Annotated in this window: 10 protein-coding genes; 4 read left to right on the top strand and 6 right to left on the bottom strand. The window is 60.9% G+C overall.

Features of this window, described 5'->3' with window-relative positions:
* Positions 1-68: 68 nt before the first annotated feature.
* From N1937_RS26440 to N1937_RS26425, 4 genes are all read right to left on the bottom strand, one after another.
* Positions 69-1,154, bottom strand: coding sequence for an alpha/beta hydrolase (locus tag N1937_RS26440; RefSeq protein ID WP_260059714.1), 1,086 nt, complete (start codon positions 1,152-1,154; stop codon positions 69-71).
* 271 nt (positions 1,155-1,425) lie between these two features.
* Positions 1,426-4,500, bottom strand: a complete 3,075-nt coding sequence (locus N1937_RS26435) for an efflux RND transporter permease subunit (RefSeq protein ID WP_260059378.1) — start codon at positions 4,498-4,500, stop codon at positions 1,426-1,428.
* Positions 4,497-5,582 (bottom strand): efflux RND transporter periplasmic adaptor subunit, encoded by a 1,086-nt coding sequence (locus tag N1937_RS26430; protein WP_162116333.1) that lies wholly within the window; start codon positions 5,580-5,582, stop codon positions 4,497-4,499. Before N1937_RS26430 ends, N1937_RS26435 begins: the two co-directional genes overlap by 4 nt.
* The gene (locus N1937_RS26425; protein WP_170279654.1) at positions 5,579-6,652 is read right to left on the bottom strand and encodes an efflux RND transporter periplasmic adaptor subunit; all 1,074 of its coding nucleotides are present in this window, start codon (positions 6,650-6,652) and stop codon (positions 5,579-5,581) included. The genes N1937_RS26430 and N1937_RS26425 overlap by 4 nt, the downstream gene beginning before the upstream one ends.
* Before the next feature lie 110 nt (positions 6,653-6,762).
* Between N1937_RS26425 and N1937_RS26420 the strand changes: the two genes are divergently transcribed.
* The 3 genes from N1937_RS26420 to N1937_RS26410 all read left to right on the top strand — a co-directional run bounded on the left by N1937_RS26420 (position 6,763) and on the right by N1937_RS26410 (position 9,205).
* Positions 6,763-7,395 carry a TetR/AcrR family transcriptional regulator gene (locus tag N1937_RS26420; RefSeq protein ID WP_162116331.1) on the top strand — a complete coding sequence of 211 codons (633 nt, stop codon included), beginning with the start codon at positions 6,763-6,765 and terminating at the stop codon, positions 7,393-7,395.
* 74 nt (positions 7,396-7,469) lie between these two features.
* Positions 7,470-8,567, top strand: a complete 1,098-nt coding sequence (locus tag N1937_RS26415) for a LacI family DNA-binding transcriptional regulator (RefSeq protein WP_260059375.1) — start codon at positions 7,470-7,472, stop codon at positions 8,565-8,567.
* A 26-nt stretch (positions 8,568-8,593) separates the two neighbouring features.
* Complete coding sequence (locus N1937_RS26410; RefSeq protein WP_017967458.1) at positions 8,594-9,205, top strand: hypothetical protein; 612 nt, start codon at positions 8,594-8,596, stop codon at positions 9,203-9,205.
* Here the strand turns inward: N1937_RS26410 and N1937_RS26405 are convergent, their stop codons facing one another.
* Positions 9,206-10,228 carry an AraC family transcriptional regulator gene (locus N1937_RS26405; RefSeq protein WP_260059373.1) on the bottom strand — a complete coding sequence of 341 codons (1,023 nt, stop codon included), beginning with the start codon at positions 10,226-10,228 and terminating at the stop codon, positions 9,206-9,208. It abuts the gene before it with no gap.
* Positions 10,229-10,391: 163 nt separating this feature from the next.
* On the opposite strand from N1937_RS26405, the gene N1937_RS26400 reads away from it, so the two are divergent.
* On the top strand, positions 10,392-11,543 hold the full coding sequence (locus tag N1937_RS26400; protein WP_260059713.1) for an ROK family transcriptional regulator: 1,152 nt from the start codon (positions 10,392-10,394) through the stop codon (positions 11,541-11,543).
* Between the two features lie 131 nt (positions 11,544-11,674).
* Here N1937_RS26400 and N1937_RS26395 read toward each other — a convergent pair whose 3' ends face one another.
* Positions 11,675-12,721 carry a carbohydrate ABC transporter permease gene (locus N1937_RS26395; protein ID WP_170256569.1) on the bottom strand — a complete coding sequence of 349 codons (1,047 nt, stop codon included), beginning with the start codon at positions 12,719-12,721 and terminating at the stop codon, positions 11,675-11,677.

The raw sequence follows: 12,721 nt of genomic DNA, 5'->3' as shown, positions 1-12,721 counted from the left end.
ACATTGTACACATCTCTTGGCGATGCCTCAGGATTAGCCATGGGGCTCGCCCGGTACACGAATTCTAGTCAGTTCGATCCGACGACACGTCCAGCCAGACGAAACGGACTTGCGACTGCGGCACCGGCGGCATCGAAGACATAGGCGCCAACGTCGCCGGCACTCGACCGCTTCCCGCTTTCGAAGGATGCAAGCTGCGCGCCGAACTTGGCAAGCGACGCGTAGCGGTCATGCCCCAGCCCGTCGGACGCCCGGATCGACGTGATGTCGATGACCCGAAGCCTTTCCTTCAAGGCGGCATCTCTGATGACGGGATCGTCGATATCGAGGCGTCCGACGCGCGCCCGCTCACCCGCGATGAAGCTCGAAGCCACCAGCGCACGGTCGTCCTTCGACACGAGAAGAGATATCGCGGCCGGCATTCGCCCGATATCGTTCAGCTGGGACCGGAAAACATCGATGTCGATGTCAGGGGCGGCAAGGATCACCGCCAGTTTGCCGATGACGTCGTCGCGATGCTGCAGTTTGAGCTGGCGCACCGTTTCCATGACCAGGAATCCGCCCATGCTGTGTCCGAAAAGGATGATGCGTTTCACCCTTCCTGAAGCCGAGAGCGACGTGACAAGCGAGTCGAGGTCGCTGCGCGAGGAGAGCGCCGCATCGCGGTCGGCGACATAGCCGGCGACGGCTGCGGCGGAAGGCCACGAAAACAGAATCGGAGAACCCGGAATGTTAGCGTCCGCAGCGATCTGCGCGGTGCGAAACAGCGCTTCCTGATAGCTATAGTTGTAGCCGTGGACAAAGATGCCGACGGTGCCCTCGTTCTGCGTAGAGCGGAGCACCTCCTCCACGAAGGCATCCTTTGCAAGCTGCTTGCGCCCGATAACGGCAAATTGGCGTTCGGGATCCGGCCTCTCGGTCGGATATGTGATCGCGGTGTCCTTCCGGCCGGGAGGGACCGAAAACCCATACTGCTCATAGGTGAGCTTGTCAGCCCATGCGCTGCCGAACCCGCCCCGTATGCTATCGGGGGTTCTATTGGTCGCCACGAGAACGTTCACGCTGACCGGAGCCTCTTCGGCATGAGTCAGTTGACTCAGATGAACTGGCTTCAATACGTCCGGCGATGGCCTCGTCGCACAGCCTGCAAGCATAGCCAGGCCGATCGCGGCAACGATGGCCGGCCCGGTCTTCAGGAGCTCTCGGTGATCTGCCTTCGAGGGTTCCGGAGAATACCATTCCGTCATCGATAAATTTCCCCTGGAATCAAGGCTCTCGGGCGCATGGATCAGCCAATCTCGTCATACGATATGTCGTTCCTTCCCGCGTGGGATGGCATCGCCTGCGCCACCCCACACATATTATCGCGGCCCGTGTTGCAGCGGCCGCCGCGGCGGCCGTGGGCGATGGCCGTCGAAGACTGCGTCATACCTCTGCAGCCGCGGCTCCGGCCTGAACGCCTTCATCCCTTGGAATCCTGAACCACGCGACGTAGAGCGCAGGCAGGAACAGCAGGGTGAGCGCGGTTCCGACGACGATGCCGCCCATCATGGCGTAGGCCATCGGCCCCCAGAAGATCTCGCGCGAGATCGGGATCAGCGCCAGCGTGGCCGCCGCGGCCGTCAGCATGATCGGCCGCATGCGGTGTTCAGTGGCCTCGATGACCGCCTGCCAGGGCGCCATTCCTTCGCTGCGTAGGTGCTCGATCTGAACGACCAGGATGACGGAGTTGCGGATCAGAATGCCGATGAGCGCAAGCACGCCGAGGATCGCGACGAAGCCCATGGGTGCGTTGCTGAGCAGCAGTGCTGCGACGACGCCGATCAGGGCGGTCGGCGCAACCGCGAACACCAGGAAGAGGCGGCTGAAGCTCTGCAGCTGGATCATCAGGATCGTCGCCATCACAAACAGCATCAGCGGAGCGACTGCCGCGATCGGCCCCTGGGCATCTGCACTGGATTCGACCGCGCCGCCCACTTCCACCTTGTATCCTACGGGAAGGTTTTTCTGGAATTCTTCGACCTTCGGCTTGAGCTGTTCGACGATCGTGGCGGGTTGCGTCGGACCGACGACGGCCGCCTTGACCGTTATGGTGGGTTGCCTGTCGCGACGCCAGATCGTCGGCTGCTCGAGCTCGTAGCGGAAATTCGCCACGGCAGACAGCGGCACGACCTTGCCGTTGGAGGTGGAGAGCTGCAGATTCTCAAGCGTCTGGATGGAATCGCGCTCGGCTGCCCTGGCGCGGCCGATGACGTTGACCAGGTAGATGTCGTCTCGAACCTGGGTGGCCGTCGAGCCTTCGACGATGCCGTTGAGGGCAGTGGCGATGTCTTCGGAGGATACGCCGAGCTGGCGCGCCTTGTCCTGCAGGACATCGACCTTCACCACGCGGGACGGCTCATTCCAGTCCAGGACCATGTTCGCCAGAAGCGGGTGCGATCCCATGACGCCGGCGAACTGCTGCGAGAGGTCGCGGACCTTTTGAACATCGGGACCGCTGATCCGGTACTGGACCGGCTTGCCCACCGGCGGGCCGATGTCGAGAAGCTTGACGAAGGCGTCGGTGCCGGGGAAGGTTTTCGTCAGATAGTCCTGCAGTTCCGCCCGCACCTTGTCGCGCACGTCGAGCCCTTTGGTGACGATGATCGTCTGCCCGAACGACACGTCGGGCGTCTGCACGTCAAAGGACAAGATGAAGCGTGGCGCACCCTGGCCGACATAGGTCGTCCAATGGTCGACATCCTTGTTATCGGCCAGCATCTCCTTTTCGAACCTGGCCATCTGCCTGTTGGTTTCGGCGATCGAACTGTTGTTGGGGAGATTCCAGTCGATGACCAGCTCGGTTCTGTCCGAGTTGGGGAAGAACTGTTGCTGCACCAGCCCCATGCCGCCGATCGAAAGTGCAAAGACACCGACCGTGAGGATGATGGTGACCCAGCGCCAGCGCATCGCCAGCCCCAGGAGCCAGGAGAAGACCGAGGCAAAGCGGCCCTTCTTCTCGTGATGCGATTTCATCGTCTTCGGCAGGATCGTGACGCCGAGAAGCGGCGTGAACAGCACCGCCACCACCCAGGAAACGATCAGCGAAACTGCGATGACCACGAAAAGCGTGAAGGTGAACTCACCGGCAGCACTGTTGTTGAGACCGACCGGGATGAAACCGGCAACGGTGACGAGCGTCCCCGTCAGCATCGGAAAGGCGGTCGATGTATAAACGTGGGTGGCGGCCTTCCTGAGATCGTCGCCCGCCTCCAGGCGGGCCACCATCATCTCGACGGCGATCATGGCATCGTCGACAAGCAGCCCGAGCGCGATGATGAGTGCGCCAAGCGAGATGCGCTGAAGCGAAATGCCGGAATATTCCATCACCACGAAGGTGATCGCCAGGACGAGCGGAATGGAGATCGCCACCACCATGCCGGCGCGAAGACCAAGGCTGATGAAGCTGATAATCAGGACGATGACGATCGCTTCGAAGAGCGCGCGGGTAAATCCCGACACCGCTTCGTCGACGACGGCCGGCTGATCGGAAACGCGGTGGACGTCCACGCCGATCGGAAGGTCAGCGACGACACGTTTCATCTGCGCGTCGAGCCCCTCGCCGAACTCCAGAAGATTGGCGCCCTGCTTCATGCCGATCGCAAGCCCGATCGCCGGCTGGCCGTTGAACCGGAACAGCGACGAGGGCGGATCCACGTAGCCGCGTTTGATCGTGGCGACATCGCTCAGCGGAAAGAAGCGGTCGTTGATCCGAAGATTGATCGATCTCAGGCTGTCCTCGGACGTGAACTGTCCGCTGACCCGCAAGGCGATGCGCTCCGGCCCGGCGTCAACGAAGCCGGACTGCGTGACGGCATTCTGCGCCTGCAGGGTCTGAATGACCGACTGTTGGTCGATCCCGAGTGCGGCGATCTGGCGTGTGGAGAATTCGAGATAGATCGCCTCGTCCTGGGCGCCGACCACATCGACCTTGCCAACGTTGGGCACGGTCAGAACCTTGGAACGGGCATCTTCCACGAGATCACGAAGTTGGCGCTGAGTAAGCCCGTCGCTGGTGAAGGCGTAGATGTTTCCGAAGACGTCGCCGAAGCGATCGTTGAAGAAAGGACCGACGACCCCGGTGGGGAAATCGCCCTTGATGTCGGCAATCATGTTGCGGATGCGCAGCCAGGTCGGCGCAACATCCTTCGCCTTGGTCGTCGGCAACAGCTCGACAAAGACGGTCGTCTGGCCCGCAACGGTCTCGCTCTTGGTGTAATCAAGCGATTCCAGTTCCTGAAGCTTTTTCTCGATCCTGTCGGTCACCTGCCGCGTCACCTCTTCGGCGGAGGCGCCGGGCCACTGGGCGGTGATCACCATCGTCTTGATCGTGAAGTTCGGGTCTTCCTCGCGGCCGAGCTTCACGTAGGAGAAGGCGCCGGCGAGAATGAAGACGATCATGAAGTACCAGACGAGCGAACGGTGTTCGAGCGCCCAGTCGGAAAGATTGAAGGACTTCACTGGCTGATCTCCTGGTCGATCCTGATGGTCTGGCCATCTTCAAGTTTATGCACGCCTGCCACGACCACCCTTTCTCCGGGGGCGATCCCTTCGCTGACGCGGGCGGTGCCGCCATCTTCGATGTCACCGTCGATCTTCACGCGGCGAAGCGATACCTTCCTGGCTGGCGCATCGACGATCCAGACGCTCGGGCCGTCGCTGCCGACAAGGATTGCAGAGGAAGGCAGGACGATCTGCGAATCGGCTGCAATGGTTGCCGAGGCGGATATGACGGAGCCCAGCCGGAAGGTGGCGGGGGGATCGCTCAGTGCGATCTTGGTCCTGCTCGTGCGGGTGGACGTCTCCGCCTCCGGTGCTATTTCACGCACGATCCCGGACGTGCGGATGGTCGGATCGAGCTGCAGCGTCACCTCGAAGGGCGCGCCGATCTTCAGTTTCTGGGCGGCTGCCTGGGGCACGTCGACCACGGCATCGCGCTTGTCCGGCCGTGCGATGGTCACGACCGTCTGGCCGGCCGACACCACCTGTCCGACCTCGGCCGAGGTCGCGGTCACCACCCCGTCGAATTCCGCCCGAAGCTGCGCGTAGCCGAGTTGCTCCGTGGCCTTGTCGAGATTGGCCTGCGCCTTGGCGACGGCGGCCGCGGCCGTCCGCCTTGCCTGTTCGGCCTCTTCGAGCGAGGCTTCGGTGCCTGAGCGCGACTCCAGCAACGTGCGCTGGCGCTGTTCTGTGGTCACCGCGTTCCTGAGCTGGGCGTCGCTGTTCTCTACGTCCGACTGCGCGTTGCGCACGGCAAGCTCCAACGCCAGCGGATCGATGGCGGCAACGACATCATCCTTCTTAACGAGATCGCCGACATTGACGTTGCGGGCGATCATCCGCCCGAGAATCCGGAAGCCGAGTTCAGTCTCGATCGTCGGTTCGATCGTGCCGGTCAGGCTCAAGCTCGAAGACGACGTTGGCTTGGCTGTCATCGACAGCACGGGACGAGGGGCTTCCTCCTTGCTTTCCTCCTGCGGCGTACAGGAGGAGATCAGGGCCGTAGCCATCATCAGTGCGACTATCTTGGGACGAATAATCACTTGGAAGCTTCCTTGACATAAGACACGATTTCACCCGGCCTGAGGAACTTGGTTCCGTCGGCCACCACGACCTCTCCTTCAGACACACCTGACTTGACGATGAAGCTGCCGGTCTCGTAGCCGGAGACATCCACCGCCCTTGCCGAAACCGCAGATGATGCGGGATCGACAATCCAGACGGCCGGCTTGCCGTCCTTGGATGTCATGGCGGACCAGGGAAGCTGGATGACGTCCTGCGAGACATAATTGAATCTTCCGACGACGGGAGCGCCGAGGGGGATCGGAGCGTCGCTCGATATCGCGACCTTGACCTTGATGGTTCCGGTGGAGGGATCGATCGTCGGCGAAATCTCGCGAACCTTCGCCGTAATCTTCTGCGAGGAGTTCGCCAGAAGGGTCACGGTCCCGTCGCCGTCGATCGGGCGCAGGAACGCGCTCTCGACCACTTCAAAGACGGCATCCCGGTCGCCGTCATGGGCAAGCGTGAAGACGACCTGGGCCGCCTGCGCCACTTGCCCGACCTCGGCATTGCGGGCGGTGATCATTCCGTCGGCGTCCGCCTTCAGCTCGGTGTAGGACAGAGTGTCCTGAGCGGTCTCCAACAGCGCTTGCGCTGACTTCGTCGATGCCTGCGCGGTCAGGAGCGCCTCCTGCGCCTGATCGAGTGCCGCACGCGTCGTCACCTGCGTTCGAAACAGGCTCTGCTGGCGGTCGTATGCGAGCTGCGCCTGGGTTTGCTGCGCCTCAGCCGACTGAAGGTTGGCAGCCGCCACATCCAGATCGGCCCTCTGCTCTTCCGGATCGATCCGCGCGAGGAGCTGCCCCGCCTTCACGGACTGTCCGACTTCCACCAGCCGCTCGACGATCTTGCCGCTGACGCGGAAGGACAGATCGGTCTGGACACGGGCGCGGACTTCGCCGGTGACCGCGCCACCTCGGACCAGCGGCTCAGGCCTGGCGACGACGATGCCGACCTGCCGTGCGGTTGGCTTAGTCGGCTCGCCCGCATCGCTGCATGATCCGAGACCGATGGCGCATGCGATCGCCGTGGCGACCAGAATGGTTCTCATAGTTGACCTCTTGCTCTCAACGGCAGCTTCTATATAATTGACTGACGTATTAGTCAATGAAACTTTGCGCCGCGGGGACGAGGGCGTGCGCAATAAGGGAGGCGAGGCAAATGGCAGCTCAGAAGAAGATCACGCGGGCGGAACAGAAGGCGCTGCGGCCCATCCAGATCCTGGATGCCGCCTTCGAGGAATTCGTGAGAAGCGGTTTCGCGGGCACACGCGTCGAAGACATCGCCGACAGGGTCGGCGTCACCAAGGGTACGGTGTACGTCTACTTCGAGACGAAGGAGAAGCTTTTCGAAGCCATGATCCACCACTTCTCCGTGCCGTTTCAGGAGCTGCTGGGGATCACCGAGAGTCTCAGCGGCAGCGCCGCCGACCGGCTGATTTCCATTCTCGGCCTGCTCTACGAACAAATCGCCGAGGATCGCACGACCCGCGAATTGACGCGGCTCGTCATTGCCGAAGGACATCGGTTCCCCGACCTGATCGACCGCCACCACGATCAGTTCATTGAACCGATCATCGCCAAGGTCGACGCTCTCATTCTGGAGGGTGTGGCGTCAGGGGAGTTTCGCGAAGTTCCGGTGGAATTCTCCGACATCGTGGTCGCGCCCATCCTGACGACGACAGTTCTGCGGCTGATATTCGACGACCGCCGCGTGCCCACTCCCAACAAAGAGGCCTTCCTGCGGGCCTATTTCGACCTGCTGCTCAACGGCCTGCTTGCCAAACCTCACTGATGGCCGAATGACGAATAATTTCATGCCAACACGTAGCTTTTTTGAAGTTTTTATGTAAAAACATTGGCTTAGCTATGCCTTCGAAGGCACGACCTCAATTCGTGACGGAAAAAGTGGAACGCAAAGTCAATCTCAAGGATGTCGCGCGCGATGCTGACGTATCGCTGAGTACGGCCTCGCACGCGCTGAACGGAACCGCACCGCTGACGATCGAGGTGCGCGAGAGGGTTCTGGATTCGGCAAAACGCCTGGGTTACCTCGACCGCCGGCGGAAGAAGGCGACGATCGCGACCTTGCGCGTCCTGCTTCTAGCCATTCCCGACGATGCCGCGCCGGAGAGCGACCTCAATCTGGTGAGCTGGACGATCCTCAACGGCCTTCGCAGGGAGTGCGAACGCCGCGGCATCAGGATCGTACCCTTTGTCAGCACCGGCCGCCGCATCGACGGCGCTCGGGTCAGGCAGATCGCGCTGTCGGAGCGGGCTGACGGCATCGTGGTCCTGAACGACGATCAGCCGGAACTGATCCGAAGCCTCGCCTCGCCTGATATGCCGGTCGTCATCGTCAACGGCGAAGACCCGGCCATGCTGGTCGATACGGTCACCCCCGAAAACCGCTTTGGGGCGAGGCTCGGCATCGAGCACCTGCTGGCACTCGGGCATCGCCGCATCCTGCACCTGACCTGGAAGGGCCGCACGACGATCCAGCGCCGATATGACGGCTTTTCCGATGCCTATTTCGCCGCGCAGCTTCCGGTGCCCGACGATATGATCGTCGAGGCCGAGGGATATGAGCCCCGGCACGGCGAGGCTGCGATCAAAGCGCTGCTGGACCGCGATCCCACGATGAAAGGCGCGACCGCCGTCTTCTGCGCGGCCGACAATCTGGCGCTCGGATGCCTGAAGGCATTGGCCGATCGCGACATCCGCGTGCCCGAAGCGATATCAGTGCTGGGGTTCGACGACATCGTCCCCGGCGAATTCAGCCGCCCGCCACTGTCGACGATCAGCGTTCCCACAGACAGGCTCGGCGCGGCCGCTTTGGCGCTCATCGAACAGCGGCTGATCGCCAACGACCCGCAAAGACCGGCCCATCGCCTGGAACTCGGATGCCATCTCGTCTTGAGGGGTAGCGTCGCGCCGCCGCGCGAGAACGCAACGCATCGAGCCTGATCGATGCGGTACCTTCGGAGAGCACGATGACCAAAATCCTTGCTGCAGCCCTATCGATCTCATTGTGTATCATGATCGATGCTTCGATAGCCGTTGCGTCCGACGCTAAAGAAACCTTGCAAATTCCCAAGATCTTTAGTGCAGTGAAGCTTCGAGATTGCAACCACTACGATAGTAAAGAACGTCGCGCTTGCGAGGCGACCACACTCAGGCTTGGATACTTTAGCTGGGGTCTTTTGTTCGCAGCTCGAGGCTTCGATCTAACTCCGAGAATCCTGCGCGGCGACCTTAAAGCGTTCCGCGAGTTCGTGAAAGACGATCCCGTTTATTCAAGCCAAGCGTCAGCGGTAGAGGCTTTCTTGAGAAAGCCCTTCGAAATATGCGCCTCTGAAGGCTGCGGAAAATACCTGGGTCTATCGGAACGGGAACTAGAGGCTACCTCGGCGGAGTTCAACGAGAGTCGACAGTCGATGATTTGTCTTCTCAAACGAGACCGGTCGAAAGACAATGCGGGCGGCGCGCTCCACGATCGGACATTGCTCACCGATGTTTGGCAAATGCAGCGCGGCCTGATCCCATCCTGTGCGCCGGTATCGATTGCTGTTGAAGAAATTATTAGGCGCGCCTTCCGTAGTTAGTTAGCGCAAGCGCTCGGCCCGCAAGCGCGTATCGCGCGGGCTTTCTCCAAAGGCGCTGCGGTAGACACTGGAAAACCTGCCGGCATGAGAAAAACCCCACATCGCGCAGATTTCCCGAACGGATCGCTGATTCATCGGATCCCGCAACTGGTCGCGGGCTGCCTGCAGCCTGATCGTGCGCAAGTAACTGCCCGGTGAAGTTCCCCTGAAGGCCTTGAAGCCCGTTTGCAGCGCCCGAAGTGAAACACCGACGTCATCCGCAATCATCGTCATGGTGAGGGGCTCTGCGATATTGGCGTGCATATAGTCGATAGCACGTCGGACATGCCAAGGCGCGACCAACGATACTTTGTTTTTTTCCAGATAGCCGGAAAAACGGTGAGAGCCAAATCGGATCACGAGATTCGCAAGCGTTTCGCTCATTCCTGCCATGGCAAGCGGTGAAGACAGAAGCGGACCGTCATTGAGCATGCCCCGCACGATCGTCTGCGCCAGGTTGCCGATAAGCTGGCCCGATGGTGTTGCGAGATCCAGAACGGGTTCTAGGTCAAGCGAATCGAGGATCGGCGTTTCCACCAGTGAAACGAGCATTCGTCTCACAATTTTCCAGTCCAGGAACAGCGCATCCGAGCGGTGCGGGCCGCCCTGGACGAAACGATCGCCGGCCTGATGGTTGTTGGCCATGAGAAGATGACCCGCCTCACTTTCAACCACCCTTTTTCCAATGGACAGTCGAAAGGATCCGGTGTGCGGGATGTAAAACGCAAGGTGTTGCGGCGTCTCCTCGAGCGTTCGAATCGTCCAGGAACTCTGATAAACCGAGTGGAGCGCCGTAAATGGCCCGCTTGCTCTCAGGTCCGCTGCCCAAGCAAAAGCCCGATCTTTGCTCAGCGGCTTGGCGCTAAAGGCTCCGTAGCCTGCCGAATAGGCTTGCACCATCGACTCGAAGTCCCTGCCTTCATGCGTCGGCGCAAACCCGTATGTCTCACGCTCAGGAGCGCGCGCCGTGCTCTCGGATCTCAACGATATCCCCTCTGCCGTCGTGAATTGTGATCCCGGCTGGCTTGGCCAATCTCAATGGAGTAAGCAGGGCCGGCAAACCGGGGCTCGAATTCCTTGTTTGACAGAAGCAAAACGCCCTCCCAATCTGGTTCACACTCCCAGTGTAAATCAAACCGAACCCAAAATGAAGTATGATCCGCTAGACCACATCGCCGCGCATTTTTTGCGAGAAACGCAAGCTGTGCGCGTCGCTTCCCGCAACGAACGCGACCTGCTGCGGCTGATCTGGAAGTCTCCGGGCATTGAGCGCTCCGACCTAACCGAGCCGCTCGATCTCACCCAGCAATCGTTGCACAGGATCGTCGCGCGGCTTCATGAGCGAGGAATGATCGTCTTTTCCCATTCGGAAAGCCGGCGGCCCGGGCCGCCCAGTCCGGAGCTGACCCTTTGCAAAGACTGGTGTTTAACCCTGGGCATCTCTGTGAACGTCGGCTCGATCGGCCTTTGCCTCATGGGTTTCGGTGAACCTCTGGAAAACATGGAAATTCCGCAGGCAGGCACCTCGTTAGCCGTCGAAATGGAGCGGATCGAAGCGGCGGTCGAAGAGCTGCTTGCCCGCCGGGTCGCCAAACGACGTGACGTCCTCGGCGTCGGCCTGGCGGTCGCCGGCCACCGGATGTTGGAGACGGCCTTCAACTGTCCCTTGCCGCTCGCTCATTGGTCATTGATCGATTTGGCGCCTTTGCTCGGAGAGCAACTCGGCCTACCGGTCTGGGCAGACAATGTAGCGAGAACCGCCGCCTTGGCGGAAGCAATTTTCGGTGTCGGCCGCGACATCGCTGATTTCGCCTATATCGCCCACCTTCACGGATACGGGGGCGGCCTCGTTTCCGGAGGCATGCCGTTTCGCGGCAGTTTCGGAAATGCCGGCGAATATTCCGTTCTCTTCGGGCGTGAGGAATACGACGATCGCCCTGCACTCAGCCTCTTGCTTCAACACCTTCATGCCAAGGGACGCTCGAACTTGACCCTCAGGGACCTGAAGAACGAAAACCTGGTGGATTGGGATGGCGTTGCGGAGTGGGTCGACCGCGTCGCGCCGGCCCACAACAAAGCCATCAATGCGATCTGCGCAGTATTCGACCCGGCTTTGATCGTGCTTGGCGGCGAGCTTCCGCATTCACTCGCGAAAATGCTTATCGAGCGGACCGAATTCAATAATCTGCCTCGGCATGGCGTTTTACGCGACGTCCCAAGCCTTGCCGTGGCACAGATCATCGATGCCCCCGGCGCCATCGGCGCGGCCTTGATCCCGCTCTTCGAAACCGTTTTGTGATATGTGCAGGAGGTATCGACCGCCGAAGCGCGCCGCATGAACCGAGTTCTATACGACGCGCCTCAGCCGGAGGTCGGCGTGGTTTGGGTTCTTCGACGCTTGCGAGGAGATCTCTCTCAATGCAGGCCCACTTACTTCATCCCTGTTCCGGCGATGCCCGTGGTGATGTACTTCTGCAGAAACAGGAAGACGACGGTGACGGGCAGCAGGCTGAGGAACGTCATCGCCAGGATATAGTGCCACTGCACCGAGAACTCCCCCTGGAATGCGTTCAGGCCGACCTGCAGCGTGAAATTCTCACGGCTGTTGAGGACGATCAGCGGCCAGAGGAAATCGTTCCAGCGCCAGAGCACCGAAAAGATCGCCAGCACCGCCAGCGCCGGCGCCGTCAGCGGCAGAATGATGCGCCAGAAGATGCAGAATTCGCTCGCCGCGTCGACGCGCGCCGCCTCTATCAGCTCGTCGGGTATGGTCAGCATATATTGCCGCAGCAGGAAAACGGCGGTCGGAGAGGCGACCGTCGGCAGGATGACGCCCCAGAGGTTGTCGGCAAGCCCGACCCCGACGATGACGAGATAGGCCGGCACCATGACGACGGCGAGCGGGATCATCAGCGTCGAAATGATGATGACGAAGACCGTCGTATCACCGGGAAATTTGTATTTCGACAGGGCGAAAGCCGCCATGGCGTTGACGATCAGCGTCAGCAGCGTTGCGACGAAGGTGACGAACACTGAATTCTTCAGAAAGGTCAGGAAGTTGAATCGGGTCAGCGGATCGGTGTAATTCTGCGTGGCGACCGTCAGCTTCTGCACCGGCGTCAGCCCCTTGACGTCGACGCTGACCGGTGATCCCGGATTTGCCGGATCGACCATCTGGGCCTTGAGGCCGATGCGGCGAACCATGGCCATTTCGCGCATCTGGCCGTCGACGGTAACCTGCCAGAGGCTGAGCGGCTTGTCGAAGCCGGGCACGGTCTGTTCGACGGCGGCCCGGGGAAGCAGCGTCGGCGGAAACCGGGTGATCTCAGCCGCCGGCTTCAGCGAGGAGAGGCCCGCCCAGAGGACCGGAAGCAACACCACGAAGGTTCCGCCGACCAGCCAGACCCATGACAATATGTCGGTTATATCAATGCGTCCGGCTCGGCGTGTGCGCGTGAAAAAGCTGATCTGGTTCAT

The sequence above is a fragment of the Rhizobium sp. WSM4643 genome, assembly GCF_025152745.1.
Taxonomy (GTDB): Bacteria; Pseudomonadota; Alphaproteobacteria; order Rhizobiales; family Rhizobiaceae; genus Rhizobium; species Rhizobium leguminosarum_I.
The sequence above is the reverse complement of the archived record's forward strand: the minus strand, read 5'-3'. Positions and strand labels throughout refer to the sequence as shown.

Coding starts and splice junctions, on each gene's coding strand:
- N1937_RS26440 (WP_260059714.1), bottom strand. CDS start 1,154: ATGCTTGCAGGCTGTGCGACGAGGCCATCGCCGGACGTATTGAAGCCA.
- N1937_RS26425 (WP_170279654.1), bottom strand. CDS start 6,652: ATGAGAACCATTCTGGTCGCCACGGCGATCGCATGCGCCATCGGTCTC.
- N1937_RS26420 (WP_162116331.1), top strand. CDS start 6,763: ATGGCAGCTCAGAAGAAGATCACGCGGGCGGAACAGAAGGCGCTGCGG.
- N1937_RS26415 (WP_260059375.1), top strand. CDS start 7,470: ATGCCTTCGAAGGCACGACCTCAATTCGTGACGGAAAAAGTGGAACGC.
- N1937_RS26410 (WP_017967458.1), top strand. CDS start 8,594: ATGACCAAAATCCTTGCTGCAGCCCTATCGATCTCATTGTGTATCATG.
- N1937_RS26400 (WP_260059713.1), top strand. CDS start 10,392: ATGAAGTATGATCCGCTAGACCACATCGCCGCGCATTTTTTGCGAGAA.
- N1937_RS26395 (WP_170256569.1), bottom strand. CDS start 12,721: ATGAACCAGATCAGCTTTTTCACGCGCACACGCCGAGCCGGACGCATT.